27 protein-coding genes and 1 pseudogene are annotated in these 23815 nt (G+C 70.5%); 16 read left to right on the top strand and 12 right to left on the bottom strand.

Features of this window, described 5'->3' with window-relative positions; translation table 11 throughout:
- The first annotated feature begins 143 nt into the window (after positions 1–143).
- Entirely contained in the window at positions 144–1502 is a 1359-nt protein-coding gene (locus tag ACFFRH_RS13770; protein WP_386156698.1) for a S8 family peptidase, read from the top strand.
- 4 nt (positions 1503–1506) lie between these two features.
- On the top strand, positions 1507–1737 hold the full coding sequence (locus ACFFRH_RS13765) for a hypothetical protein (protein ID WP_386156697.1): 231 nt from the start codon (positions 1507–1509) through the stop codon (positions 1735–1737).
- Between the two features lie 115 nt (positions 1738–1852).
- On the opposite strand, the gene ACFFRH_RS13760 is transcribed toward ACFFRH_RS13765, so the two are convergent.
- Together ACFFRH_RS13760 and ACFFRH_RS13755 are read right to left on the bottom strand one after the other, a co-directional pair.
- Entirely contained in the window at positions 1853–2584 is a 732-nt protein-coding gene (locus ACFFRH_RS13760) for an ABC transporter permease (protein WP_386156694.1), read from the bottom strand.
- Positions 2581–3471, bottom strand: a complete 891-nt coding sequence (locus ACFFRH_RS13755; protein ID WP_344745628.1) for an ABC transporter ATP-binding protein — start codon at positions 3469–3471, stop codon at positions 2581–2583. Before ACFFRH_RS13755 ends, ACFFRH_RS13760 begins: the two co-directional genes overlap by 4 nt.
- Positions 3472–3547: 76 nt before the next feature.
- Here ACFFRH_RS13755 and ACFFRH_RS13750 point away from each other — a divergent pair, with 76 nt between their 5' ends.
- Positions 3548–4183 (top strand): TetR/AcrR family transcriptional regulator, encoded by a 636-nt coding sequence (locus tag ACFFRH_RS13750; protein WP_344745629.1) that lies wholly within the window; start codon positions 3548–3550, stop codon positions 4181–4183.
- A gap of 209 nt (positions 4184–4392) precedes the next feature.
- On the opposite strand, the gene ACFFRH_RS13745 is transcribed toward ACFFRH_RS13750, so the two are convergent.
- Complete coding sequence (locus tag ACFFRH_RS13745; RefSeq protein ID WP_344745630.1) at positions 4393–4575, bottom strand: hypothetical protein; 183 nt, start codon at positions 4573–4575, stop codon at positions 4393–4395.
- Positions 4576–4580: 5 nt separating this feature from the next.
- Positions 4581–4835, bottom strand: a complete 255-nt coding sequence (locus ACFFRH_RS13740; protein ID WP_344745631.1) for a hypothetical protein — start codon at positions 4833–4835, stop codon at positions 4581–4583.
- A gap of 447 nt (positions 4836–5282) precedes the next feature.
- Here ACFFRH_RS13740 and ACFFRH_RS13735 point away from each other — a divergent pair, with 447 nt between their 5' ends.
- Positions 5283–6410 carry an SEL1-like repeat protein gene (locus ACFFRH_RS13735; RefSeq protein ID WP_344745632.1) on the top strand — a complete coding sequence of 376 codons (1128 nt, stop codon included), beginning with the start codon at positions 5283–5285 and terminating at the stop codon, positions 6408–6410.
- Between the two features lie 231 nt (positions 6411–6641).
- Here the strand turns inward: ACFFRH_RS13735 and ACFFRH_RS13730 are convergent, their stop codons facing one another.
- The gene (locus ACFFRH_RS13730; RefSeq protein WP_344745634.1) at positions 6642–7772 is read right to left on the bottom strand and encodes an epoxide hydrolase family protein; all 1131 of its coding nucleotides are present in this window, start codon (positions 7770–7772) and stop codon (positions 6642–6644) included.
- 606 nt (positions 7773–8378) lie between these two features.
- On the opposite strand from ACFFRH_RS13730, the gene ACFFRH_RS13725 reads away from it, so the two are divergent.
- A complete protein-coding gene (locus tag ACFFRH_RS13725; RefSeq protein ID WP_344745635.1) occupies positions 8379–9290 on the top strand; it encodes an ion transporter in 912 nt (303 codons plus the stop codon).
- On the opposite strand, the gene rpsD is transcribed toward ACFFRH_RS13725, so the two are convergent.
- Positions 9278–9892, bottom strand: a complete 615-nt coding sequence (rpsD, locus tag ACFFRH_RS13720) for a 30S ribosomal protein S4 (protein WP_344745636.1) — start codon at positions 9890–9892, stop codon at positions 9278–9280. The two genes, ACFFRH_RS13725 and rpsD, sit on opposite strands and share 13 nt — an antisense overlap.
- Positions 9893–9979: 87 nt before the next feature.
- On the opposite strand from rpsD, the gene ACFFRH_RS13715 reads away from it, so the two are divergent.
- Entirely contained in the window at positions 9980–10705 is a 726-nt protein-coding gene (locus tag ACFFRH_RS13715; RefSeq protein WP_344745637.1) for a DUF2470 domain-containing protein, read from the top strand.
- 396 nt (positions 10706–11101) lie between these two features.
- Here ACFFRH_RS13715 and ACFFRH_RS13710 read toward each other — a convergent pair whose 3' ends face one another.
- Both ACFFRH_RS13710 and ACFFRH_RS13705 read right to left on the bottom strand, forming a co-directional pair.
- Complete coding sequence (locus tag ACFFRH_RS13710; RefSeq protein WP_344745638.1) at positions 11102–11680, bottom strand: ClpP family protease; 579 nt, start codon at positions 11678–11680, stop codon at positions 11102–11104.
- Between the two features lie 306 nt (positions 11681–11986).
- A complete protein-coding gene (locus ACFFRH_RS13705) occupies positions 11987–12178 on the bottom strand; it encodes a hypothetical protein (RefSeq protein WP_344745639.1) in 192 nt (63 codons plus the stop codon).
- A 73-nt stretch (positions 12179–12251) separates the two neighbouring features.
- Between ACFFRH_RS13705 and ACFFRH_RS13700 the strand changes: the two genes are divergently transcribed.
- Positions 12252–12446, top strand: coding sequence for a CsbD family protein (locus ACFFRH_RS13700; RefSeq protein ID WP_344745640.1), 195 nt, complete (start codon positions 12252–12254; stop codon positions 12444–12446).
- A 264-nt stretch (positions 12447–12710) separates the two neighbouring features.
- Here the strand turns inward: ACFFRH_RS13700 and ACFFRH_RS13695 are convergent, their stop codons facing one another.
- Positions 12711–13106 carry a hypothetical protein gene (locus tag ACFFRH_RS13695; protein WP_386156684.1) on the bottom strand — a complete coding sequence of 132 codons (396 nt, stop codon included), beginning with the start codon at positions 13104–13106 and terminating at the stop codon, positions 12711–12713.
- Positions 13107–13219: 113 nt separating this feature from the next.
- On the opposite strand from ACFFRH_RS13695, the gene ACFFRH_RS13690 reads away from it, so the two are divergent.
- The 3 genes from ACFFRH_RS13690 to ACFFRH_RS13680 are packed head-to-tail and all read left to right on the top strand — an operon-like array spanning position 13220 to position 14306.
- Positions 13220–13585, top strand: a complete 366-nt coding sequence (locus ACFFRH_RS13690; RefSeq protein ID WP_344745642.1) for a hypothetical protein — start codon at positions 13220–13222, stop codon at positions 13583–13585.
- Between the two features lie 4 nt (positions 13586–13589).
- Entirely contained in the window at positions 13590–13979 is a 390-nt protein-coding gene (locus tag ACFFRH_RS13685) for a hypothetical protein (RefSeq protein WP_344745643.1), read from the top strand.
- A 60-nt stretch (positions 13980–14039) separates the two neighbouring features.
- Positions 14040–14306, top strand: coding sequence for a hypothetical protein (locus tag ACFFRH_RS13680; protein ID WP_344745644.1), 267 nt, complete (start codon positions 14040–14042; stop codon positions 14304–14306).
- Positions 14307–14540: 234 nt separating this feature from the next.
- Here ACFFRH_RS13680 and ACFFRH_RS13675 read toward each other — a convergent pair whose 3' ends face one another.
- The 3 genes and pseudogenes from ACFFRH_RS13675 to ACFFRH_RS13665 form a co-directional block, all read right to left on the bottom strand.
- Positions 14541–14819 carry a hypothetical protein gene (locus ACFFRH_RS13675; RefSeq protein WP_344745645.1) on the bottom strand — a complete coding sequence of 93 codons (279 nt, stop codon included), beginning with the start codon at positions 14817–14819 and terminating at the stop codon, positions 14541–14543.
- 378 nt (positions 14820–15197) lie between these two features.
- A pseudogene (locus ACFFRH_RS13670) lies at positions 15198–15635 on the bottom strand (helix-turn-helix domain-containing protein); the annotation flags it as partial.
- An 83-nt stretch (positions 15636–15718) separates the two neighbouring features.
- Positions 15719–16957: an ROK family protein gene (locus ACFFRH_RS13665; RefSeq protein WP_386156679.1), complete on the bottom strand. Its 1239-nt coding sequence runs from the start codon at positions 16955–16957 to the stop codon at positions 15719–15721.
- Between the two features lie 186 nt (positions 16958–17143).
- Between ACFFRH_RS13665 and ACFFRH_RS13660 the strand changes: the two genes are divergently transcribed.
- The 6 genes from ACFFRH_RS13660 to ACFFRH_RS13635 all read left to right on the top strand — a co-directional run bounded on the left by ACFFRH_RS13660 (position 17144) and on the right by ACFFRH_RS13635 (position 23664).
- Positions 17144–18361: an ABC transporter substrate-binding protein gene (locus tag ACFFRH_RS13660; protein ID WP_386156677.1), complete on the top strand. Its 1218-nt coding sequence runs from the start codon at positions 17144–17146 to the stop codon at positions 18359–18361.
- A gap of 30 nt (positions 18362–18391) precedes the next feature.
- Positions 18392–19348: a carbohydrate ABC transporter permease gene (locus tag ACFFRH_RS13655; protein ID WP_386156675.1), complete on the top strand. Its 957-nt coding sequence runs from the start codon at positions 18392–18394 to the stop codon at positions 19346–19348.
- Positions 19345–20193, top strand: coding sequence for a carbohydrate ABC transporter permease (locus ACFFRH_RS13650; protein ID WP_386156672.1), 849 nt, complete (start codon positions 19345–19347; stop codon positions 20191–20193). Before ACFFRH_RS13655 ends, ACFFRH_RS13650 begins: the two co-directional genes overlap by 4 nt.
- The gene (locus tag ACFFRH_RS13645; protein WP_386156669.1) at positions 20190–22313 is read left to right on the top strand and encodes a DUF2264 domain-containing protein; all 2124 of its coding nucleotides are present in this window, start codon (positions 20190–20192) and stop codon (positions 22311–22313) included. The genes ACFFRH_RS13650 and ACFFRH_RS13645 overlap by 4 nt, the downstream gene beginning before the upstream one ends.
- Positions 22314–22540: 227 nt before the next feature.
- The gene (locus tag ACFFRH_RS13640; protein WP_386156666.1) at positions 22541–23191 is read left to right on the top strand and encodes an RNA polymerase sigma factor; all 651 of its coding nucleotides are present in this window, start codon (positions 22541–22543) and stop codon (positions 23189–23191) included.
- A 50-nt stretch (positions 23192–23241) separates the two neighbouring features.
- Complete coding sequence (locus ACFFRH_RS13635; RefSeq protein WP_386156663.1) at positions 23242–23664, top strand: zf-HC2 domain-containing protein; 423 nt, start codon at positions 23242–23244, stop codon at positions 23662–23664.
- The last annotated feature ends 151 nt before the right edge of the window (positions 23665–23815 follow it).

Genomic DNA, 23815 nt, shown 5'->3' with positions numbered 1-23815 from the left:
GCGCAGGGAAGGAAATCCACGCCTGTCGTTTGCAGTGGTTCGTCCTACGAGTTCGGTTAGGGGGTGATTTCAACGGCTGGACGCGATCGAGGCGGATGCAGGAACGTGGTGGGACCCGATCTCCTCGAACCCCGGTGGTGCACATGCGGGTCCTGCTCCAGCTCCGTCCCTCCCCCGACGTCGTCGCGGCCGTGGCCGACCCGGCGGTGAGCACTCCGGCGGCCGACGTCGCCGACGCGCTGCCCGGGGTCGTCGTGGACCCCTCCTTCACCCCGGTCGTCTCGCCCCGGCCGGTCCCCGCGGCCGGGGGCGACCCCCTCTCGCTCAACCAGCCGCTCACGTTCTCCTTCGCCGACAACGAGGCCTCCGTCCTGGTCCGCGGGGAGATCTCCGACGACGAGATCTCCACCCGGATCACCCTGCTGCCCTCGCTCCGTCCCGACGTCGTGGGAGTCTTCGCCGACCCGGTGATCGAGCGGGGTCTCACCTGCGGCGGGACACCCCCGGTGGGCGACTGGCGGGACGTGGAGCGGCTGCTGAACGTCGCCGAGCTGGCCCGCGAGGGTCTCGACGGCTCGGGCGTCGCGCTCGCGGTGCTCGACACCGGCATCAACGCCGCGCACGTGGCCCGGCGCCTCGACCGCGCCGTCGCCCTCGACGCGCAGCACAGCTGGAAGCCGTCGGGGGTACGGGGCGAAGCGGGCGAGTTCCCCGTCGACCACGGCACGATGTGCGCCTTCGACACGCTCATCGCCGCGCCGAGGGCGTCGCTGATCGACGTGCCCGTGCTGCTGTCCCGGCGCCCCGGCGGCAGCGCGCTGGACGGCCTGCTGTCGGACGCGGTGGCGGCCTTCGCCCACCTGCGCACCGTCCTGGAGGCCCAGCCCGCCGCCTCGCGCTCCCTGGTCATCAGCAACAGCTGGGGCTCCTTCTCTCCCGACTGGGACTTCCCCGCGGGCCACCCCGGCAACTACTCCGACAACCCGGCCCACCCGTTCAACCTGATCGTCGCCAGCCTGGAGCGGGCGGGCGCCGACGTGCTGTTCGCCGCGGGAAACTGCGGGCGCGACTGTCCCGACGGCCGGTGCGCGTACCCCAGCCGGCCGATCACGGGCGCCAACTCCCACCCGCGCGTCCTGTCGATCGGCGGCGTCGACGTCCAGAAGCGGCGGGTCGGCTACTCCTCCCAGGGGCCCGGCCGCCTCACCGCCCGCAAGCCCGACCTCTGCGCCTACACCCACTTCTCCGGCTCGGGGGCCTTCGGCGACGACGAGGCCGACTCGGGCACCTCGGCCGCGTGTCCCGTCGCCGCCGGGCTGGTCGCGGCCGTACGCACCCAGTGGCCCTCCTCCCGCCTGTCGCCCGCCCAGCTGCGCACCCTGCTCCGGCGCACCGCCGACGACCACGGCGACATCGGGTTCGACCACGACTACGGCTACGGCGTCCTCGACACCGCCGGAATGCTCGCCTCGTTGCGTCGCCGCGCCAAACGCGTAGCGTGAGTGCATGCTCCTGATCACCGTACGGCTCCCGTCCGACGCGACGCTCGCGCAGGCCATGCGGCGACTGGAGTTGTCCGAGGACGACGTCGACACCGACTACGGCCTGGTGCTCATCGACCCCACCAAGGGTCTGTACGGTCTGCGGGTGAGCGAGTCCGCCGCCCACCGGGTCTCCCCGGCGGGCGGTGGCCCCTACTCCGACCCGAAGATCGAGCCGTACGGCCCCCCGGGCTGAGCACCGCGCTCGCCGGGCGGAGCCCCTGTTCCGGCCCTGTCCAGGCCCTGTTCAGGCCCGGCGGCGACCCGGCGGCGATGCCGTGGCCGCGGGAGGAGTCCGCGGAGACGGACGGTCAGGCGTTCTCGCGGTTGAAGACGCGGGTCCCCGCGGCGACGCAGAGCACGGACAGGACCACGGTCACGGCGACGCCGAGACCGACGGTCCCGTTCGCGTAGTGGCCGTTGAACAGCTCGCGCATGGCCTCCAGCACGTAGCGGAACGGCGTGGCGCGCGACAGGACGTCCAGCCAGCCCGGTGCCATCGACATCGGCAGGAACGCGCCGGACAGCAGGACCAGCGGGACGATCGCCGTGCTCATGATCGGCGCGAACGCCTCGGGGTCCATGACGAGCGCGATGGCGTTGGACAGCGCGGCCAGGCTGACGCCGAGCAGGATCATCATCAGCAGCGCGACCAGCACACCGGGAACCGCCGCGCGCAGGCCGAAGGCGTAGCCCACCGCGATCAGCATGATCGACTGGATCACCAGGGTGAGCGAGTTGGCCAGGACGCGGCCGAGCAGCAGGGAGACGCGGTGTGCCGGGGTGACCCGCAGCCGCTCCAGCACCCCGGCCCTGGCGTCCATGACGATGCCGAACCCGGCCAGGCCCGCGCTGAACAGCGCCACCTGGATGAGCAGACCGGGGATCAGCGTCTCCCAGGGGCCGATCGTGACGAACAGCGGGCCGAACAGCACCAGGTAGAGCAGGGGCTGCAGGACCCCGAAAATGATCCCCGCCTTCTGCCGCAGCGAGATCCGGACGTTGTGCCGGAAGATCAGCCAGGTGTCGCGGACGACGCTCATCGCTCCCCACCCGCCAGGTGAGCCGCCCGCCGCCCGCCGTTCGTTTCCGGTGAGCCCGGTGAGCCCGGTGGATCGTCTCTCAGGGAGCGGTCCGTGACGGACTCGCCGTCCGTTCCCGATGAGTCCGGCGAGCCCGGCGAGCCCAGTGAGCCCGGCGGATCGTCTCTCAGGGAGCGGCCGGTGATGGACAGGAAGACGTCGTCGAGGGTGCCGGTGCCGCCCTTGAGCTCGGCCGGGGTGCCCTGGGCGACGATCACGCCTCCGTCGATGATGAACAGGCGGTCGGCGAGCGCGTCCGCCTCGTCGAGATAGTGCGTGGTCAGGAAGACCGTGAGACCGAACCCGTCGCGCAGTCCTCTGATGTGGTCCCACAGCGCGGCCCGGCTCTGCGGGTCCAGGCCCGTGGTGGGCTCGTCGAGGAAGAGCAGGACGGGGTCGTGCACCAGGCCGAAGGCGAGGTCGAAGCGGCGGCGCTGACCGCCGGAGAGCGCGCCGCCCGGCCGGTCGCGCAGTTCGGTGAGCCCGAACCGGCCGAGCACCCCCGCGACCCGTTCGCGCGCCTCGGCCGGGCGCATGCCGTACAGCATGGCGTGCAGTTCCAGCTCCTCCCCCACCGGGTTCGACAGGTCGATTCCACCGCTCTGGGACACGTAGCCGACGCGCCGCCGCACCCCCCTCGGGTCGGTGAGCAGGTCGTGGCCCGCGACCGTGGCGGTGCCGCCGGTGGGACGGACCAGGGTGGTCAGCATCCGCATCGTGGTCGTCTTCCCCGCGCCGTTCGGGCCGAGGAATCCGACGATCTCCCCGGCCTCCACCGCCAGGTCGACGCCCCGGACGGCCGCCACGCCGCCGGGGAAGGTCTTGCTCAGTGCCGATGTCTTGATCATTCGATCGCCTCCATTTTTACAGTAACACCAATTTTGGAGTCACTGTAAAAATAGCCCGACACCTAGGATGGGATCCATGAGCGAGGGCCTGCGCGAGCGTAAGAAACGGGAGACCCGGCAGCGCATCTCCGACATCGCCACGTGGCTGTTCGTGACGAAGGGCTTCGACAACGTGACGGTGGCCGAGGTCGCCAGGACAGCCGACGTGTCGGTCAACACGGTCTTCAACTACTTCGGCACCAAGGAGGACCTGCTCTTCGACCGGCAGGAGGAGGTCGAGGACCTGCTGAGCGGGGTCGTACGGGAGCGAAGGCCCGGCGAGAGCGCGCTGGAGGCGCTGCGCCGCGACTTCCTGGACGCGCTCGACACCCGCCACCACCGCTACGGGTTCCACGAGGGAAGCGACGCCTTCACCCGCATGGTCTCGCGGAGCCCGTCACTCAACGGCCGGGTGCGGGAGATGAACGAGGCGCGGGAGAAGGCCCTGGCCAGGACGCTCACCGAGGAGGCGGGCGCCGAGCCCGGCGACCTCACCCCCGTGTTCGTCGCCGCCCAGATCAGCGCGGTGCTGCACCGGCTGATGACCCACGCCGTCGAACGCATGCTGGCGGGCGAGACCCTCGACGTCATCGCCCCCGACCTGCGACGACACGCCGAACGCGCCTTCGGGCTGCTGGAGTCGGGCATCGGCGACTACTGCGTCCGCCGGTAGGACGTCCCCCGGGGAACCCTTCCGGCCTCCCCGCGGCCGGAAGGCCACGGGGAGCGGAGACAACGACGACACCGGCGCGTCGCCCGCGTCGCGGTACGTCGGCGTGCGAGCCAGGGGGGCCGTCCCGGCCGGGCGACTTCCGGAGCCCGAAGGTGACCGTGACGGACGAGGCTCCGACGGGCCGGCCCAGCGCCCGGACCGGGCTCCGCTCACTGCCGGTCGTGGCGGTTGTCGAGCAGGTGGGTGAGCAGGCCCATGGTGGCGGCACCGGCGGCGCCACCGCTGAGCAGGGCGGTGGGCCAGGTCGCGCCGGTGGCCAGGGTGAGCGCGCAGGCGATGGTCGTCACCAGCGTGGTGGTGGTCAAGGTGAGAAGCACGGGTACGGAAAACATCGAGGTCACTCCTGAAGGGGCCTTTGAAAGGGCGTTGCCGGGGATCCGGCGGTCTGGTCGTCGGCCCAGAACGCGATGAGCTCGGTGGCGGTGAGCTCGTCGGTGGGGCGGCGGGGCGGGACACGGCCGGTGGTCAGGGACCACACGGTCACCAGCAAGGTCAGCAACTGGTCGTCGTTGTGCACCCACGGCGGGGGCGGGGAGCCCGGCCGGGTGGCGGTGACACGGAGAAAGACCGGGGAGGCCAGGGCATGCGCCACGGGCTTTCTCCTTCGTCGTCGACATCGGATGGCGTGACCAACGATGGGGTGCCGCACGGGTGGCCGCTACCGGTTCAAACATGTCCGGAAAAAGCCGGATAAAAGATCTTTTTCGGCCCGAAAAAGATTCATGTTCCTCTTTTGGCAACGGCTTTTCGACCCGGCTGGACGTGACGAGGTTCCCGTCCCCTTCGATGAGGTCCGGCATCATCCGGTTTCGTCCGGAGTCATCCGGACTTATCCGCATCCGGCCGTACTCATCCGAGCCCATCCGGATCTATCCGGTCTCATCCGGGGCTCGGTGCAGTTGTGTAAGTACAGGTCAACCGCTAGTTAATTCCGGACGAAGCAGAATGTGTGATCTCCCTCAGATTGACCACCACTGGTGTCAATATGACTTCCGCAACCACCGATAGATCATGGATCACTTGATTTCGGCTAAGGGTGATGGCTGAACAACACCGTGTTGCGGCGCTACGCGCCTTCGTCGACCAGCTCAACGAGCTGCACGACCTGGCCGGCTCCCCGACGCTGTCCCATTTGCGCACGCTGTCGCTGCTCGTCCCCGAGGACAACCTGAGAAGGGGGCTGGCGACGAGCACCACGCACGACATCCTGAGCGGGAAACGCAAACGCGTACCGCCTTGGGCATGGGTGGCGTGCTTCGTGGCCACCTGCGCGCTGGCCGCCAAGGAGACCGGCTTGAACGTCCAGGCCATGGGCGATACGCAGGCTTGGCACCGGAGATGGCGGGCCGCCCAGGACGCGCGCCCTCCCGACCCGCCGGCCGCGCTCCCCTCACCCGCGCAGCGGCTCCCGGCCCGGCACGCGCCGCTCACCCCGCCACCGCTCACCCCGACACCGCTCGCGCCGACACCCACCCCGCCACCGCTCACTCCGACACCGCTCACCCCGCCGTTCACCCGGGCTCCGGGCAACAGCGCGGCCCACCCGCCGACGGCCGAAATCGAGTTCCCGCCGCTGTCTCCGGCCCGCCAGCGGCTGCTGCAGATCTACGGCAGGACCGGCGCCCGCCTGCTGACCCGAAGCGAGACCGGCGACGGCCGACGCTGCATGCACCTGGCCGTCATCGCCCTGCTGAGGGGCTGTTCCAGCGAGGCACGGCCGGAGCTGCGCCAGGCCCGCGCCGCCGATCACCCCGACGTGTCGAGACTGCTCGACCATTCCGGCCGGCTGCGGGCCGATCACCGGCAGGCCGCCGCCGACCTCGCCTACGCCTATGGCCGTGACTACGAGCGGGCCGATCCGACCAAGCCCAGCGTCGCGATGTTCTTCTACCGGCTCGCCAGCGACCACGGCCACGCCGCGGCCGCCTACCGGCTCGCGATGATCCACCAGGACAAGGGAGAGGACTGGGCGGCCGCGAGCCTGTTCAGCCGGGCCGCCGGTTTCGGCCACCCCCAGGCGGCCGCGAAGTTCAACGGAGCCTCCCAGCAGCTCACCCAGGCCCCGTGGAACGCCGCGGGCGTCATGCGCCCAACCCTGATCGAGGAAGACGAGCCCGCCATGGAACCGCCCTCGCCGGCCGGTGACCCTCCCCCGGAGTTTCTCTGAGACGGCCCGCCGACCCTCGGCGTCGCCTCTCCCCCCGAACGTCGCCCTGCGGCACGCCGATACGAAGAGACCGCCCCCAACGCTCGCCGCGACGAGACACACCACGGCGGGCCGGGCCAAGCCGATGACCGGGATCCTGCCCCTCCTCTTCGAGCGGGGGCGGCCCTGTCTCCGTGGCCACCCTTCGTCGAAGTGTCTATCAGTGCTCGGCTCGTCACTTCAGGTGAATGCTCAATTTTCATGATTCCTCACCGAGCGCTCCGTGGCGCCCCGGTGGTCGTCCTCGACGCGGGCGAGGAAGAAGTCCCGGACATCCCCGGCGAGCAGCTCCGGCACTTCCATCGCGGCGAAGTGGCCACCGCTCTCGAACTCCGACCAGTGCCTGATGTCGTACAGCCGCTCGGCCAGCGGTCGCACCGACTGCGTGATGTCGTGCGCGAACACCGCCACGCCAACCGGCACCGGGCACGGCTCGATCCGCCGCGGAGCCTCGCGGGACAGCCGCGCCGAGGAAGCCGCGGTGGCGGTGAGCCAGTACAGCGAGATGTCGGTGAGCATCCGCTCGTCACTGATCGGCGAGCGAGGGTCCGTCCACTGCGCGAAGCGCTCGGCGATCCAGGCCAGCTGGCCGACCGGCGAGTCGGTCAGCGCGTAGCCGATGGTCTGCGGGGTGGTGGCCTGCAGAGCCTGGTACGGCGGACGATTCGCCATCAGCTGCCGGACCTTGTCCAGCCGGGCTTCGTCCGTTTCGGACAGTTCGATGTCGGCGTCCGGGACCGGCCGGGTCGGCAGGTAGTTGACGTGCACCCCGACGACCCGCTCGGGCGCCACCGCGCCGAGCGCCATCGAGATGCCCGAGCCGAAGTCGCCCCCCTGCGCGCCATAGCGCTCGTACCCGAGACGGCTCATCAACTCGGCCCAGGCCCGCGCGACCCGGACGATGTCCCAGCCGCGCTCGTGGGTCGGCCCGGAGAAGCCGAAGCCCGGGATGGACGGGATCACCAGATGGAAGTCGCCCGACAGCGGCTCGATCACGTCGAGGAACTCCAGGAACGAACCGGGCCAGCCGTGGGTGAGGACCAGCGCGAGCGCATCCGGCTTCGCCGACCGGACATGGACGAAGTGGATGTTCTGGCCGTCGATCTCGGTGGTGAAGTGCGGGAGCTCGTTGAGCCTGGCCTCGTGCTCGCGCCAGTCGTAACCGGTGCGCCAGTATTCGGCCAGTTCCTTGAGTCGCGCCAGCGGGAAGCCGTAGTCCCACCCGGCGTCGGCGACCTCGTTGGGCCAGCGGGTGCGGGCGAGCCGGTCGGCCAGGTCGTCGAGGTCGGCCTGGGGGATGTCGATGCGGAACGGCTTGATCATGGTCTCGGCTCCGGGGAGATTCGTTCGGTGGGCGAATGTTTGATGGACTAACGTTTACTTGGCAAACGATAGCAAACCATTAGTGCGCCGAACGAATCCCTGGACTTGCCACATGGAGACCGGCATGACTTCCCCGGCGGGAGGGCCTGCCCAGCCGGCTGCCGGGCCATACCGCCCAGCACGCGCACCGCCTGGCGGCCGACGGCTTCTCGTCCGTCGGCGCCCGCACGGCCGCCGGTGTCGCGCCTGGCCGGTTCCACCTCGGCGTACGGATCGCGACGCGGTGCGCAGGCCCTCGCCCTTGCCGGGATGCCGTCGGAGTGGGGGGTCATCGGAGCACGGCGGAAACCGGGCGCCCCCCTGAAGACGCGGGTCGAGGCAGGACGAGAGCACAGGTTTCGGCGATGGGCCGCCGCGTGACGCGCGGGCCCGCCGCCACCGGCCGGGAAACGATGTGCGCGGTACGAACCGCTGGGAGGCGCGATGTTTCCGGACAGCAAAGATCGAATGGCCGGAATGTTTCGCAACACGTATACAGGATCCGGAACTTCACCAGTCCGTTATGATCTTGGCTGTTCCCGGCCCCTCCGACCCCCAGGAGCCCCCGTGCCCTCGCGCGAGCGTCTCCGCGCCCTGCTCGAAACAGACCGTTTCCAGCAGTTCATCATCGCCGTCATCGTGATCAACGCGGCCACCCTCGGGCTGGAGACCTCGGCGGCGACCGTCGAACGGTACGGCACGGCGCTCACCGCCGTCGACCACCTGGCGCTCTACATCTTCGTCGTCGAACTGGCCGCCAGGCTCTACGCCTACGGCTGGCGGTTCTTCCGCAACCCGTGGAACCTCTTCGACGCCGCGATCGTGACGGTCTCACTGCTGCCCACGGCGGGCGGGCTCTCGGTGCTGCGGGCGCTGCGGATCCTGCGGGCGCTGCGGCTGATCTCCGTGGTGCCGAGCCTGCGCCGGGTGGTGACCGCGCTGCTCACCGCGATGCCGGGGATGAGCTCGATCGTGCTGCTGCTGGCACTGGTGCTCTACGTCACGGCGGTGATGGGCACGAAGCTCTATCACGTCACCGCCCCGGAGTACTTCGGCGACCTGCCCACCTCGCTGTTCACCCTGTTCCAGATGATGACCGGGGACGCCTGGTCCGACATCACCCGCGAGGTGATGGCCGTACACCCGTCGGCGTGGGTGTTCTTCGTGGTGTTCATGCTGGTGTGCACCTTCGTGGTGCTGAACCTGTTCATCGCGGTGGTGGTCAGCGCGATGGAGGAGGAGCACGCCGAGGAGTCCGTCCAGGCGACCGAGGACCTGGGCAGGGCGGTGCTCACCGAGCTGGCCACGCTCCGGGCCGAGGTGCGGGAGCTGCGGGACCGGGTCCCGGTGACACCGAACGGCGGTCCCGGCCCGGCCGTGAAGGACACCCCGGGCGTGGTGGGAAACGGCGCGAGAAAGCCCGCCACCCGGGGGGCGGCGGGCCGGCGCCGCGGATCGGCGTCAGGTCAGCGCGAGTAGAACTCCACCACGAGCTGCTCGTCCACCGGGACCACGACCTGCTCGCGCAGCGGGCGGCTGAACAGGGTGAACTTGAGCTCGGCGTGATTGACGTCGAGATAGGCGGCGATCCGGTCGTCCGCGTACACGCCTTCGGAGGCGGCGACGAAGGGCTGCATCCGGTGTGACTTCTCGCGCACCGCGACGACCTGGCCCGGCTTGACCAGATAGCTGGGGATGTCGACCTTGCGGCCGTCCACGGTGATGTGGCCGTGGGCGACGTACTGGCGGGCCGCGTAAATGGACGGGGCGAGGCCGGAGCGCAGGACCAGGGAGGCGAGGCGCGTCTCCAGCAGCACCACCAGCTCCGCGCCCGCACGCCCGGTGCCGCGCAACGCCAGGTCCCAGTAGCGGCGCATCTGCCGCTCGGAGACGTCGTAGTACCAGCGGAGCTTCTGCTTCTCCATCAACCGCAGCCCGTAGTCACCGGTCTGCCGCCGGTTGGTCTTGCGGCCGTGCTCACCCGGCGGGTAGGGGCGCTCCTCGAAATAGCGGACGGCCTTGCGGGTCAGCGGCACGCCGGCCCTCCGGGACAGACGCACCTTCGGTCCGGTGTAGCGCATGCTCACTCCTTTGTGGTTAGGTCTACCTTAGTTAGGTAAGGCTAATCTTATACAGCAGTGTCTCCCGACCTCAAGGAGAGCCGGTCCATGCAGCCCGTCACCGCTCCGCCGATCCCCGAGCGGGTCCGCACCCTCGCCGCCACCGCCGCTCCCACCCACGTGTCCATCTCCGGAACCACCGGAGCGGCGGCCCCCGCCAAGGGCGGCGTGGACGGCGCCGGCCGTCCCGTGCTGCTCGTCCTGCCGGGCGACCCGCTCTACGACGCGCGGGACGAGCCCGTGGTGACCGTGGACCTGACGTCGAACCGCTCGCTGGGAGAGCACGAGCTGTCACGTGGCCTGCTCAAGGTGCAGGGCTGGGTACAGGCCGTGCCCGAGGCCGAAGTGCGGGAGACGGCGGTGGCGATCGCCGAGCGCTGCCCCGACGAGGCCCTGTTCGAGGTGCTCGAGAGGACGGACGGCCCCCGGCTGCTCCGCGTCGACGTCGGCAGGGTGATATATCTCACCGGGCCGGAGTCGGGCGTGCTCGACGCCGAGGAGTATCTCGGCGCCACCCCCGACCCCCTGATGGGCGAGGCCGAGCGCATGCTCCACCACGTCAACGATTCCCACCGCAGGCAGCTGGAGACCGCGCTGGGCTCCCTGCTCGCCGCGCCGGTGCCGGAGGCCTGGCTCTGGGAACTCGACCGCTTCGGGGCGACCGTCCGCCGCGGCGTGGACGACCCGACGCTGATCCGGCTCCCCTGGCCCTCCCCCGTCACCGACGCCGAGTCTCTCGAACACGCCGTACGCTGCCTGCTCTGCCACCACTGACGAACCCCCACCACCGCCGGAGCCGGGCCGGTACGGACGGAGCGGCCACGGACGGCGGGGGGCGGCCAGGTCGGGGGCGGCCGGGGCGATCGGGAGGCGGGCGCCCGGAGGACAACCGATGTCCGGAGGGCGGCCGCCGTTCCGAGGACGGCCGGGAGACGGAGGGTGTCCGGGGCACCCGGAGGACGGCCGTTGGCGCGATCAGGTGGCAGCCGTTCGACGGCAGGCGGGCGATACCTTACGCGGATTTCTTATCGCGGATTTCTTATCGCTGTGGCGCCATTTCCGGCCTCGATGGGAAATGGCGCCAGGCCATTTCGCGCGAAACCACCCCGGAAGCGGAATTATTCCCAGGGTGCGATCGTCCCGAGAGGAATTCGTCTCGGGAACGGAATGTCAGCCCTCGGACATCACCTCGCTGGTGTTCCGGATGACCTGGTCGACGAAACCGTAGTCCATGGCCTCGGTGGCGGTGAACCAGCGGTCGCGATCCCAGTCTTCCTCGATCCGCTCCAGCGGCTGGCCGGTGTGGAAGGCGATCCGCTCGCGCATCGTCTGCTTGGTGTAGAGCATCTGCTCGGCCTGGATGGCGATGTCGGCGGCCGTACCCCCGAGGCCCCCCGAGGGCTGATGCATGATCACCCTGGCGTGCGGCAGGATGTAGCGCTTGCCCGGGGCGCCCGAGCAGAGCAGGAACTGCCCCATGGACCCCGCGATGCCCATGGCCACGGTGGCGACGTCGTTGGGGATGTACTGCATCACGTCGTAGACGGCCATTCCGGCCGACACCGAGCCACCGGGTGAGTTGATGTAGAGCCAGATGTCGCGCCGGTCGTCGTCGGCGGAGAGCAGGAGCAGCTCCCCGCAGATCCGGTTGGCGACCTCGTCGTTCACCTCGCTGCCGAGCACGACGATCCGCTTGCGCAGCAACCGCTGGTACAGCTGGTCTTCGGGGACGATCTGGGGACCGCTCATGTCTTCCACCTACTCCGAACCCGGGTTCGCGAATAACGAATACTCGCGACCATAGTCCCGCCGGGGACCGCGCTTTCCATTCGTTCGCTGTCAGCGCTTTTCGCTGAAAGCGCAGCGTCCGTCATTTCGTTTTCCCATCGCGCCCGGCCGTTCCCCGGCGAGCCGGTGGCCTCTGCCCCACCCCGCAGGACCAGGTCCCGCCGCGCCGGCCACGTCTCGTCGCCGGGCGCGGTCACCGGCTCCTGTTCGCCCGCGCCTCGGCGACGGCCGGCGACCGCCGTGGCCGGATCCCTCGCCAGGCGGCGGTCATCCCGCCGTCGATCGCGAGCGCGGCCCGGCGACGAACCCGGTCTCGTCGCCCGGCGGGAACGCCACGAACGCCACGATCTCCTTCCGCCCGCCCGGTCCGCCCGCGCGGTCGCATCGCCCCGGCCGCGCGTCACCGGCGTCCTCAGCGGCGGTCCGGGGCCGGATCGGCCTGACCCCCGGGGAGGGCATGTTTACCCCCTCCTCTGCGGGAGAGGGGATACCACTGCGTGGACAAGACTCCACAAACGGGAGGGATCACATCATGGGTGCAGACGACAAGATTGCCAACAAGGCCGAAGAGCTCGGAGGCAAGGTCAAGGAAGGCGCGGGACGCGCCACCGGCGACGAGCGCCTTGAGGCCGAAGGCAGGACCGACCAGGCCGAAAGCCACCTCAAGCAGGCCGGGGAGAAGCTGAAGGACGGCGCGGAGAAGGTCAAGGACGCTTTCAAGAGCTGATTTCCGGTCATGTGACGGGGGTCGGTTCCCGGCCATGTGGCGGGGGTCCCGGTTTTCCGGGACCCCCGCCGCCGCGTTCGGGGTGGGAACGCCCCCTTGGGAGGCCGGGCCGGGAGGCTCGAAGCGAGCGGTTCCAGGAGGCCGGGTCGCCCCTGAGGGGCCAGGTGATCCCTGAGGGGCAGGTGATCCCTGAGGGGCAGGTGATCCCGAAAGGCCGGGGCGCTCCCGCAGGAGACCGGGTCAGCGGGTCAGGAGGAGGCCGGGTCAGGAGGCCGGGCCGACCTCCGGTTCCGGTGCCCCGTCGCCGGCCGTGCCCTCCCCCTCCCCCGCGTTTCCCCCGGCATCGTTCCCGACGTTCCCGACGTTCCCGGCGTTCCCGGTGTCCCCATCGGCCTCGCCCGCCTCGCCGTCCTCAGCGCCGTCCCCCGGGACGGTCCCGTCGTCCCCGTCATCGGCCTCGGCGTCGCTCGCGCCTTCAGGGCTCTCCTCTTCCGGGGTGCGGCGCGCGTCGTCGGGGTCCGCCAGCAGCGGCCGCTCGGGGAAGGTCGTGTCCGACCCCGACCGCTCCGCCACGACCCGGGTCTCGCCGTCGACCCCTCGCGGACCCGCGGGCGGCGGGTCCTTCTCGGGGATGTCACGCTCGGTCGTGTCTTCGCTCACATCAGGAGTCTCGGTCATGCCGGTCCCCTCCCCTGGGAAACCCCAAATATGTCGCAGGCAGGCATGGGGCCGGTCAGCCGGGTAGGGAAACCCTCGACGAAGGGAGCGAGATCATGACGGTCACACGATTCCAGGATCTACCACTGGCCGATCACGACAGGGCCTGGGACAGCGAAGCGGCCGAGAAGCGCATCCGCTCGTGGTCAGGCGCCACGGAGGAGCCCAACACCCGCTACCGGGAAGCCCATCTCTGGTACGACGGCGACGAACCGGAGAACTTCGGGAGCTACAAGCTCCCCATCGCCGATGTGATCGACGGCAGGCTCAAGGTGGTGCCGCACGCCGTACGGGCCGCGGGAGGGATCCTGCAGGGGGCCCGGGGCGGGGTCAAGGTGCCCAAGGAGGACCTCGACCGGATCAAGGCCCACCTGGCCAAGTACTACGCCAAGATGGGCGAGGACGCCCCCTGGGAGTCCTGAGCGGATGACGCGCTTCGCGTTCGGCCTCGACCCCGCGTGGCGGATACCGTTGCTGCTTCTCGGGGTGAGACCCGGCACGGCCTTCGCCGAGGTCCGTGAGGGCGAGTTCGCGGTCCGCTTCGGTTTCTGGTCGCTGCGCACGCCCCTGTCCAATGTCGCGGGCACCACCGTGACCGGTCCGTACGCGCCGTGGAAGGCCATCGGGCCGCGCCTGTCTCTGGCCGACCGCGGGGTGACGTTCGGCACCAACGCCAGGCGGGGCGTGTGCGTCCGGTTCCACACCCCGGTGCCCGCCCTGGCGCCCGGCGGTTTCCTGACCCATCCGGGCGCAACCCTGACGGTCGCCGATCCCGAAGGACTGGTGGAAGCCCTCGAACAGTCACGTCGAACGTGAGCCGGACACATGACAGCGGGGCGTCCGGGTAAGGGACGCGTTCCAACCGAGGAGGGAAACATGACGGCCGAAGGACAGATGCCGGAGGAGACTTCGGCGAGCGGGAAGCCCATGGTCGCGGCCACCCCGCGCGACGTCGTCCACATTCGCCTGGGCTCGTTCGCCCTGATAGCGGTGATCGGCCTCGGAGTGCTCGGTGTCGTGGCCGGGATCACCTGGCTCACCGTCGCGATGGCCGTGCTGGCCGTGATCGCGATCGCGGACATCGTCCTGGCGATGCGCCGGCAGTCACGTGCCGCTCCGGGCACGACGACGGAAGCGGGCTGAGCCGCCGCGCGGCTCCCGGGACGCGCCCCCCGCGCGTCCCCGGCCCGGCACCTTGCGCCGCCCGCGCGGCAGAGGCCGGTACACGGCGCGGCACGTGCCCGGAAGGCGCCCATGTCCCCGATCGCCCCCTCCGGCGACCGCACCGCGCGGCGTGACGGCGAACGGCGCCGGGCGTGGTCGGCCACGCCCGGCGCCGTCATACCCGGCCATTACCGTGTTCTGCCTTTTCCAGGATTACCAGGTGCGGAAGACGACAGGAGGGTAGAAAGACCGGAAGCCAAAAGGAACGTACGTGTTGTAGAAACCGAACGGCGAATAGCGGGGGTAGAAGCCGAACGGGTTGTAGGGGTTGTAGGGGTCGAAGCTGCTGCTGCCGGTGGTCGCCGGAAGGGCCGACAGGGAGGCGACCTGCTGGGGCGCCGCGCTTGCGCCGGCGGGCTGGGCCGCCATCGTCAAGCCGACGACCAGGCTGGATGCCACCAAGGTGCCGGCGGCGAGAGCATGCTTGAACATGAAAAATCACTCCGTGTCTGATGGTTGAACCCGGCGTGCCGCCAGGACTTACAGGGCGTCGAACAGATTTCCAGGAAATATGCTGAATCGACGTCACGTAAGACGCTAGTTCAGAGCCATAAGGACCTTCGCCCCAGAAAGGACAAAGCCTTGGTCCGGGATCGTCGCCGGAAAGGACCGGAAAGGAAAGGCGGGGGTTACACCGGAGCGGGGATCACACACCCGCTTTCCACCGGGGATCACTCACCCGTTTCCGCCGGGGATTCGCGCCTCGTACGGCGCACCGTCTCCTGTACGCGCCGTCTCCCGCGCAGCACACCGTCTCCCGTACAGCGCGTCGTCTGCCGTGACCGCCTACCGTCCTCCCTGCCGTCCCGGACGCCACGTGGTCCGGCGTACCGGCAGCCGGAACCGGCCGGTCCACTCCAGCCGGTCCAGCAGATAGGCCACGCCGCGCGCGGTGTAGGAGACCTGGAACCTCTCCGCGATCAGCGCTGCGACGCGCTCGGTGGTCCAGCGGCCGTCCTCCCAGCCGTGGGCGGCGGCGCCCTCCTCCAGGGCCTCCTCCAGCCGCGCCAGTTGCTCGTCGGTGAGCTTGCGGCCACTGCCGGATCCCTTGGAGGCCAGCGCCGCCCTGCCGCCCCGCCGCCAGAGCGCGTACCACTCGTAGGCGGACTTCCGGGTGATTCCCAGCAGCCGCGCCACCTGCGCCGGCGCGATCTCCCCCGCGAACATGTCCGCGGCCCGGAACCGCAGTCTCTCGCGCCTCTCCCGCTCCTGCGCGGACAGCCCACCACCTCTGTCTGAATATCTCATACTTTAAGGCTCTCACCTGGGCAAACGTGATCTAACAGGCACCCATCCCGTGTCACCCCGGCGGTTCCCGGAAAGGAGCGGGATCAGCGGGGCGCGGGGATCCTCGCGGAGGGGTGGGCGTTCAGGAACTCGTCCAGCACGAGGGTGGCGGCCCCGTGGGCCACGGCGTCGGGACCGAGGCGGCCCAGGACGATGGAGGTCGCCGCGTACGGACGGGGCAGGGAGCTCTCCGCCGAGGCGGCGCGGATGTCGTCGAGCAGGTGCCGGCCGAGCAGGAGCCCGAGCCAGCCGCCGATGACGATCCGCTCGGGGTTGATGAGGTTGATCAGGTTGGACAGGCCGACGCCCAGGTAGGTGACGGTCTGGGTGATCACCGGTGATCTGGACTCCACCAGGGCGGCCAGCTCGGCCTGCCAGTCTGCCGTCCGGGTGGGCACCCCGGCGCGGTCGAGGATGCCCTCGGCCCCGATGTAGGCCTCCAGGCAGCCGCGGCCGCCGCACCGGCAGGTCCGGCCGTTCACCACTATCTTGGTGTGGCCCCACTCCCCGGCGCTGCTGCTCACGCCGCGGAAGGTCACGCTGTCGGAGACGATGGCGGCCCCGACGCCGGAGCCGATCAACACGATCACCGCGTCGCCGGAGCCGCGCCCCGCGCCGTCGCGTCCCGGGGCGCCGCCACCGCGGCGGGGGTCGGGCCACAGCTCGGCACGGCCCAGCGCCTTGGCCCCGTTCTCGACGAAGAGCGGGAGCGTGGTGCCCGCGCGTAGGAGCGCTCCCATGGGGACGCCGTCCCAGCCGAAGGTCCTGGCGTGGATGGGCGCGTCGGGACCGTCCTCGACGATGCCGGGAACGCCCACGCCCACGCCGAGGGCCTGGTCCGCCGGGACGCCCGCGTCGTCGAGGACGACCTCGATCCCGGCGAGGATGTGGCGCGCCACGAGCTCGATCTGGTGCCCGCCGGGGCGCAGGGCGTACTCGACCCTGGCCCGCTCGTTCATCTCGAGGTCGAACAGCTCGACGCGCACGTGGGTCTCCGCGACGTCGACGCCGACCACGTGGCCGTAGACGGGGTTGACGCGGAGGATGGCGCGCGGGCGGCCGCCGTCGGACTCGGCCTGGCCGGCCTCGACGACGATGTTCTCGGCGAGGAGGTCGCCCGTCATGCTGCTGACCGTGGCGGCGCTGAGGCCGGTGAGCCTGGTCAGCTCGTTGCGGGTCACGGGGCCGTTGAAGTAGAGGGTCCTCAGCAGCATGGCCCGGTTGCCCTTGCGCACGTCGCGGACCGTCCTGCGCTCGGGCCTCACGATGGCCCACCTCCCCATGTCACGGCACATGGTAGTTGAGAATCAGAAGATCTTCGTCCGGCTCCCCGGGCCTCCGGGCGGCCCCTGCCCCACGGGTGACCGACGTCCGTCTTTCCTCCGTGTTACCAAAGCGTTTCTTAAGGGGACTGAACTTTTTTCACATCTTACATTATCGTCCGTTGCACCCCCCATCAGGAGGAAGAAATGATCAGGAGAGTCACAGGGGCTGCGGCCGGTATGGCACTGCTCGCCGGGCTCGTCGCCTGCGGCGGCGGCAACGGGACGGCCTCAGAGGCCACGACACTGACCTACTGGATGTTCCAGGACCGCACCCCGCAGGCGGGGGAGGTCGTCGAGAAGCTGCGCACCGACTTCGAGAAGGCCAACAACGTCACCGTCAAGATCGTCAAGATCCCCAAGGACGACTACAACACCAAGCTGGGCAGCGCCGTGGCCGCCGGGACCGTCCCCGACGTCGGCATCCTGGACCAGCCGCTGGTCGCCAGGTACGCGCTGGACGGCACCATCAAGGAGGTGCCCGCCGGCACGGTCGACGAGAAGATCTTCTACGAGGGCGCCCTCAACACCAACAAGGTGAACGACAAGCTCTACGGGCTGCCGCTCGACCACACCGCGGTCGCGCTCTTCTACAACAAGAAGCTGGTGCCGACGCCCCCCAAGACCTGGGACGAGCTCAAGGCGACGGCCGCGAAGATCCACCAGGCCGACCCGAAGATCGCGGGCATGGTGGTGCCGAAGGGTGACGGCTACGGCGGCTGGATGTGGCCGGGCTTCCTCGGCGCCGCCGGAGGCTCCCTGGTGGACGAGAAGAGCAAGAAGATCCTGTTCGACCAGCAGCCCGGAGTCGACGCGCTCCAGCTCTGGGTCGACCTGCTGCCCTCGTCGCCCCGGCAGATCACCGACTCGGACAAGCCCTTCGAGAACGGCCTCGCCGGAATGATGATCTCCGGCCCGTGGGACGTGGCCACCATCAAGGCGGACTTCCCCGACCTGGAGTTCAGCACCGCCCCGCTGCCGTACAAGACCGAGCCCTCCGGCAACATCGGCGGCGAGAACGCGGTGGTCTTCAGCAAGGGCAAGAACGCCGAGCTGGCGTGGAAGTGGCTGACCTTCCTGACGAACGCCCAGAACAACACCACCCTGGCGCAGGCGCTGGGCGGCTTCCCGACCAACATCGAGGCCGCCGAGCGGGACGCGGCCACGTTCGGGCCCGACCAGGCGGCGTTCCTGGAGCAGCTCAAGGTCGCCCAGGCCAGGCCGGCGCTGCCGGAGTGGATCCAGATCAACGACGAGATCATCGCACCCGCCATCGAGGCGGCGCTGAGCGGCAAGGTCACCTCCCAGCAGGCGCTGACCGAGGCCGCGGACAAGACGCGCGCGCTGCTCAAGTGGAACGGCTAACGCGAAAGCGAGGCAAACGTGGCATCTCCGGTGCTGGCTGACAAGCCCGCCGTGACGCCTCCTCCCGGGCGGCGACGCCGTCGCCCGGGGTTCGGGCGACGCGACCACGTCATCGGGTGGCTGCTGATCGCCCCCGCGGTGATCTACTTCGTCATCTTCCTGCTCTACCCCGCCCTGGCCGCCCTCTACTACAGCTTCACCGACTGGAACCTGCGGACGGCGCCGAACTGGGTGGGCCTGGCCAACTACACCGACCTGCTGTTCGACGACGTGAAGTATCCGCACTTCTGGAAGTCGGTCCAGGTCACCCTGCAGTACACGCTGATCGCCGTACCGCTCACGCTGGGCACCGCGCTCGTCCAGGCGCTGCTGATCAACGCGATCCGCCGGGGCTCCAACCTGTTCCGGCTGCTGCTGTTCCTGCCGGTCGTGACGGCCGAGGCGGCCGTGGGCGCCATCTGGCGGTGGCTCTACGACCCGCAGTACGGCCTGGTCAACACCATGATCGGGCTGGTCGGCATCCCGCCGCAGAACTGGCTCAACACCCCGGACCTGGTCATCCCCGCGCTGTCGTTCATCGCCGCCTGGCAGTGCGGCATCTCGATGATCATCTATCTCGCCGGGCTGAAGGGCATCCCCGACTCGATCCGCGAGGCCGCGATCATCGACGGCGCGGGCCCCTTCCAGCGGTTCCGGAAGATCGTCGTGCCGATGCTGCGGCCCACCACCTTCTACCTGCTGGTCACCGGCGTGATCGCGGCGCTCCAGGTCTTCGGCCTGGTGTACGTGATCTTCTCGGGCGGCGGCGGCAGAAGCGTCACCGGTGGCCCCGAGCAGTCGGGCCTGACCTACGTCCTGCACCTGTACCTGTTCGCGTTCCGCTACGACGCGATGGGCGCGGCCTGCGCGATGTCGTTCATCCTGTTCGTCTTCATCATGATCATTACTGCGCTGCAGTTCAAGTTCGTCAAGCAGGAGGCGTCGTGAAGGCCGCGAGGAGAGTACGGCTCGCGCCCATCTACATCGCGCTGGTGCTGCTGGCCCTGGTGTCGGTCGTCCCGTTCCTGTGGATGCTGGCGACCTCGTTCAAGCACGGCTCGGACGTCTACACCAAGGTGCCCAGCCTGCTGCCGCTCGACCGCAAGACCGGCGAGTTCTCCCCCACGCTGGAGAACTACGAGCACGTCCTGCAGGTCAGCGGGCTGGGCCAGGCGTTCGTCAACAGCGTCTGGGTCTGCCTGATCCTGGTCCCGGCCAAGCTCCTCGTGGACGCGCTGGCCGCCTACGCCTTCGCCAGGATCCCCTTCCCCGGCCGGGACAAGCTGTTCGTCGTCCTGCTCGCGGGCATGATGGTCCCCACGATCACGCTGCTGGTGCCGCGCATCCACGTCACCCAGGCGCTCGGCATGTTCGACTCCGGATGGGGTCTGATCCTGCCCAACGTGGCCTCGGTGCTGGACATCTTCCTGCTGCGCCAGTTCTTCATGTCGCTGCCCTCCGAGCTGGAGGAGGCGGCGCGCATCGACGGCGCGGGGCGGATGCAGATCTTCTGGCGCATCATCATCCCGCTGTCGAAGCCGGTGCTGGCGGTCGTGACGATCACCAGCTTCATCTTCCACTGGAACGACCTGGTCTGGCCGCTGGTGGTGCTCAACGACCCCGAGCTCTACACGCTGCCGCTGGCCCTGCAGCAGCTGGCCAGCAGCGAGTCCGGGCGGGCGTACTACATCATGGCGGGCGCGGCCCTCGCGGTCATCCCGGTCATCGTGGTGCTGCTGATCTTCCAGCGCCGCATCATGCAGGGGATCGCGTTCACCGGGCTCAAGAGTTGATCTCCCCGCCGGGCGCGGGCGAGGCGCCGTGCGACCGCGAGGACCCGCCGGGTACGGGCAGGGCGATGCTCGACCACGAGGATCCACCGGGGACGGGCGGGACGGTGCTCGACCACGAGGATCCACCGGCCGCGAGCCGGACGACGCTCGACCGCGAGGGTCCTCCGGCGGCGGGCGGGGCGGCGCTCGACCGCGAGGACCCGTCGGGTGCGGGCGGGACGATGCTCGGCCGCGAGGACATGCGCCGGCTCGTGACCGAGCTGGCCGAGCCGCTGCTCCCCCGCTTCAGTCCCGGACGGGCGCGCCTGCGGCTCGGGACGAACGCGGCCCTCTACGGCGACGAGGCCGCCGAGCTGGAGGCGTTCGCCCGCCCGCTGTGGGGGCTGGCCCCGCTGGCGGCCGGAGGGGGGTCCTTCGGGCACTGGGAGCTGTGGCGGCGCGGTCTCGCCGCCGGGACCGACCCCGGGCACGAGGAGTTCTGGGGGGCGGCGACCGACGTCGACCAGCGGCTGGTGGAGACCGCCGCGATCGGCCTGGCGCTCGCCCTCGCCCCCGAGGCCGTGTGGGACCCGCTGAGCGGCGCGGAACGGGACAACCTCGCCGCCTGGCTGCTCCACGCGATGACCCGCGAGACCGCCGACAACAACTGGCGGTTCTTCCCCGTGCTGGTGGGGCTCGGGCTGGACCGGGTCGGGGTGCGCTTCGACCCCGGGCCCAACCACGCCCGGCTGGAGCGCCTGGAGTCCTTCGCCCTGGGCGGCGGCTGGTACGGCGACGGCCCCACCGCGCAGCGCGACTACTACGTCCCCTTCGCGATGCATTTCTACGGCCTGGTCTACGCCGCCCTGGCCGGCGACCGCGACCCCGGCCGGGCGGAGCGCCTGCGCGGGCGGGCGGCGGCGTTCGCGCTCGACTTCCAGCACTGGTTCACCTCGGACGGGGCCGCCGTGCCCTTCGGCCGGAGCCTGACCTACCGCTTCGCGCAGGGGGCCTTCTGGGGTGCCCTGGGCTTCGCGGGGGTCGAGGCCCTGCCGTGGGGTGAGGTGCGGGGCCACCTCATGCGGCACCTGCGCTGGTGGCTGCGGCGTCCGCTCCGCGACGCCTCGGGCCTGCTGACCCTGGGGTACGGCTACGCCCAGCCCGCCCTCGCCGAGCAGTACAACGCCCCCGGCTCCCCGTACTGGGCGATGAAGGCGTTCCTGCCGCTCGCGCTCACCGACGGCCACCCCTTCTGGGCCGCGGGCGAGGAGCCCGCGCGGGAGCTCCCCGAGACCAGCGTGCAGCCCGAGGCCGGTGTCGCGCTGATGCGGTGCGAGGAGGGCAGGCAGGTCGTCATGCTGAGCGCGGGGCAGCACAACACGTGGGTGCGGCACGGCCCGGCGAAGTACGCCAAGTTCGCCTACTCGACGTCCTTCGGGTTCAGCGTGCCCGCCGGTTCGTGGGGGCTGGAGCAGGGCGCCCTCGACAGCACCCTGGCCCTGAGCGACGACGGGACGCACTGGCGGCCCTGTGAGGAGCCGGGGGACTTCTCGGCGCGCGACGGCCTGCTGCACGCCCGGTGGGCGCCGTGGCCGGACGTGGAGATCGACACCTGGCTGCTCCCGCGCTCCCCGTGGCACGTGCGGGTGCACCGCGTACGGTCGGGGCGGAGGCTGCTGTCTGCCGAGGGCGCGTTCGCGGTCGACCGCGACCCGGTCGCGCACCGCGTCGCCGAGGGGCGGGGACACGCCCGCCTCGACTCCCCCGCCGGGCTGTGCGTGATCGAGGACCTCGGCGGGCCCCCCGGAGCGGGGAGGACCGGGGAGCTGGTCCGTCCCCTGCCGGGGACGAACGTCGTCGTCCCGCGTACGGTCATCCCCACGCTGCGCGGAGAGCACGAGCCGGGCGAGCGCTGGCTGGCCTGCGCGGTCCTCGGCCTCTCCGGTTCCGGCCTCTCCGGTTCCGATCACCCCGGTTCCGGCCATCCCCGTTCCGGCCTCCCCGGTTCCGGTCCGGACGGCTCTCGGACGCCCGGTTCCGGGCCCTCCGGCGCCGGAGGACCCGCGGGCTGGCCGGAGCCGCCCGGCCTGGAGGACGTACTGGCGCTCCTCCCCGGCGGCCACCCCTTCGGGACCGGCTGACCGGCGCCACCCGGGCCACGTACGAAAAGGTGTCGAAGCAGGTCAGAACGGGAATTTCCTCCCAGAGCCACCATTTCTCCCGGCGGCATTCTCGGCCGGGAGGGTGCCACGACGGCCGGGACGCCGAACGGAGCGCCGCGTCGCCACGACGAGCCGCGAGCGCCACGTGTCGACCGCGCGCGTCGGGCCATGGAGCTCTCCAGACGCCCCACCGGGAGGAGGCGACCGTGAAGTCCTTCGCAGACGGCACGTTGCCCTCGGACGACGTCGTCGTCGCGGCCCTGCGCGCCGGGGACGAGGCGATGTTCACGGCGCTGCTGGACACCTGGTCGCGGGGGATGCTGTGGCTGGCCCGCGCGCACGTGTCCACCAACGACTCGGCGGAGGAGGTCGTGCAGGACACCTGGCTCGCGGTGATCCGGGGCATCGAGGGCTTCGAGGGCCGCTCGTCGGTGAAGACCTGGGTCTACCGGATCCTGGTCAACACGGCCAGGAAGCGAGGCGTGCGCGAGAACCGCACGGTGCCCTGGAGCAGCGCCTTCGAGCAGGAGCGGCAGACCGTCGACCGCTCGTGTTTCCAGGGGGCGGGCGATCCCTGCCCGGGGCACTGGAAGGATTTTCCCGCCGCCTGGCCGACCCCGGAGAGCGAGGTGCTCGCCGCCGAGGTGCGCGGCCGGATCGCCGCAGCCCTCGCCGAGCTGCCGGTCAGGCAGCGCACCGTGATCACGCTCCGCGACGTCGAGGGATGCACCTCCGAGGAGGTCTGCGAGATCCTGGAGATCTCCGCCGCCAACCAGCGCGTCCTGCTGCACCGCGCCCGCACGGCGGTGCGCGGGCGGCTGGAGGATTACTTCGAGACGGCGAGACGGCCGGCGTAGCGCGGGCGGCGCGACAGGTGCGGTCACGGATCCGGTTACCGGGATGGGAGGTGGTCACGGTTGTGAAGCGGTTCAGCTGCGAGGAGGCGGTGGAACTCGTCACCGCCTTCCTGGAGGGCGACCTCGACGAGCCCACCCGGCGCCGGTTCGAGGAGCACCTGGACGGCTGCGAGGGCTGCGAGCGCTATCTCGACCAGTTCCGCGTCACCGTCGAGGCCCTCGGCCGCCTCCGGACCACCGAAGCCCCTGACCGGCTCCACAGCACGACCGACACCCCCGGCACGACCGGCACGACCGAAGCCGACGGCCCGCACCACGACGCCGCCGACAGTACCGGCAGCACTGACGCTCCCAGCGCCACCGACGCTCCCGGCGCTCCGGGGGTCACCCCGGGCCCGTCGCGGCCGGGAAGCCTGCCGAAGAGGACGCGCGACCGGCTGCTGGCCGCCTTCCGCGCCAGGCGGACCACCTGAGCCGGTGGAGACCCCGCCTCCCGGAGCACCGTCCCGGCCCGGCCGACCGCTTTTCACCACCTTGCCCCTGGAATGACCCGCCCCCTTGTAACGCCTGGGCGCCTCACGGCTCTGTAAATCCATACATATCTGCATATGTCAGGCGAAAGGG

This window comes from Streptosporangium vulgare (assembly GCF_042428775.1).
Lineage (GTDB): Bacteria > Actinomycetota > Actinomycetes > Streptosporangiales > Streptosporangiaceae > Streptosporangium > Streptosporangium vulgare.
The sequence above is the reverse complement of the archived record's forward strand: the minus strand, read 5'-3'. Positions and strand labels throughout refer to the sequence as shown.

Excerpts from the sequence above, each read along its gene's own strand:
- ACFFRH_RS13685 (WP_344745643.1), top strand. The coding sequence starts at position 13,590 with ATGACGCGCTTCGCGTTCGGCCTCGACCCCGCGTGGCGGATACCGTTG.
- ACFFRH_RS13665 (WP_386156679.1), bottom strand. The coding sequence starts at position 16,957 with ATGGGGAGGTGGGCCATCGTGAGGCCCGAGCGCAGGACGGTCCGCGAC.
- ACFFRH_RS13675 (WP_344745645.1), bottom strand. The coding sequence starts at position 14,819 with ATGTTCAAGCATGCTCTCGCCGCCGGCACCTTGGTGGCATCCAGCCTG.
- ACFFRH_RS13770 (WP_386156698.1), top strand. The coding sequence starts at position 144 with ATGCGGGTCCTGCTCCAGCTCCGTCCCTCCCCCGACGTCGTCGCGGCC.
- ACFFRH_RS13690 (WP_344745642.1), top strand. The coding sequence starts at position 13,220 with ATGACGGTCACACGATTCCAGGATCTACCACTGGCCGATCACGACAGG.
- ACFFRH_RS13750 (WP_344745629.1), top strand. The coding sequence starts at position 3,548 with ATGAGCGAGGGCCTGCGCGAGCGTAAGAAACGGGAGACCCGGCAGCGC.
- ACFFRH_RS13730 (WP_344745634.1), bottom strand. The coding sequence starts at position 7,772 with ATGATCAAGCCGTTCCGCATCGACATCCCCCAGGCCGACCTCGACGAC.
- ACFFRH_RS13765 (WP_386156697.1), top strand. The coding sequence starts at position 1,507 with ATGCTCCTGATCACCGTACGGCTCCCGTCCGACGCGACGCTCGCGCAG.
- ACFFRH_RS13710 (WP_344745638.1), bottom strand. The coding sequence starts at position 11,680 with ATGAGCGGTCCCCAGATCGTCCCCGAAGACCAGCTGTACCAGCGGTTG.
- ACFFRH_RS13700 (WP_344745640.1), top strand. The coding sequence starts at position 12,252 with ATGGGTGCAGACGACAAGATTGCCAACAAGGCCGAAGAGCTCGGAGGC.
- ACFFRH_RS13705 (WP_344745639.1), bottom strand. The coding sequence starts at position 12,178 with ATGCCCTCCCCGGGGGTCAGGCCGATCCGGCCCCGGACCGCCGCTGAG.
- ACFFRH_RS13660 (WP_386156677.1), top strand. The coding sequence starts at position 17,144 with ATGATCAGGAGAGTCACAGGGGCTGCGGCCGGTATGGCACTGCTCGCC.
- ACFFRH_RS13760 (WP_386156694.1), bottom strand. The coding sequence starts at position 2,584 with ATGAGCGTCGTCCGCGACACCTGGCTGATCTTCCGGCACAACGTCCGG.
- ACFFRH_RS13735 (WP_344745632.1), top strand. The coding sequence starts at position 5,283 with ATGGCTGAACAACACCGTGTTGCGGCGCTACGCGCCTTCGTCGACCAG.
- ACFFRH_RS13715 (WP_344745637.1), top strand. The coding sequence starts at position 9,980 with ATGCAGCCCGTCACCGCTCCGCCGATCCCCGAGCGGGTCCGCACCCTC.
- ACFFRH_RS13680 (WP_344745644.1), top strand. The coding sequence starts at position 14,040 with ATGACGGCCGAAGGACAGATGCCGGAGGAGACTTCGGCGAGCGGGAAG.
- ACFFRH_RS13755 (WP_344745628.1), bottom strand. The coding sequence starts at position 3,471 with ATGATCAAGACATCGGCACTGAGCAAGACCTTCCCCGGCGGCGTGGCG.
- ACFFRH_RS13745 (WP_344745630.1), bottom strand. The coding sequence starts at position 4,575 with ATGTTTTCCGTACCCGTGCTTCTCACCTTGACCACCACCACGCTGGTG.
- rpsD (WP_344745636.1), bottom strand. The coding sequence starts at position 9,892 with ATGCGCTACACCGGACCGAAGGTGCGTCTGTCCCGGAGGGCCGGCGTG.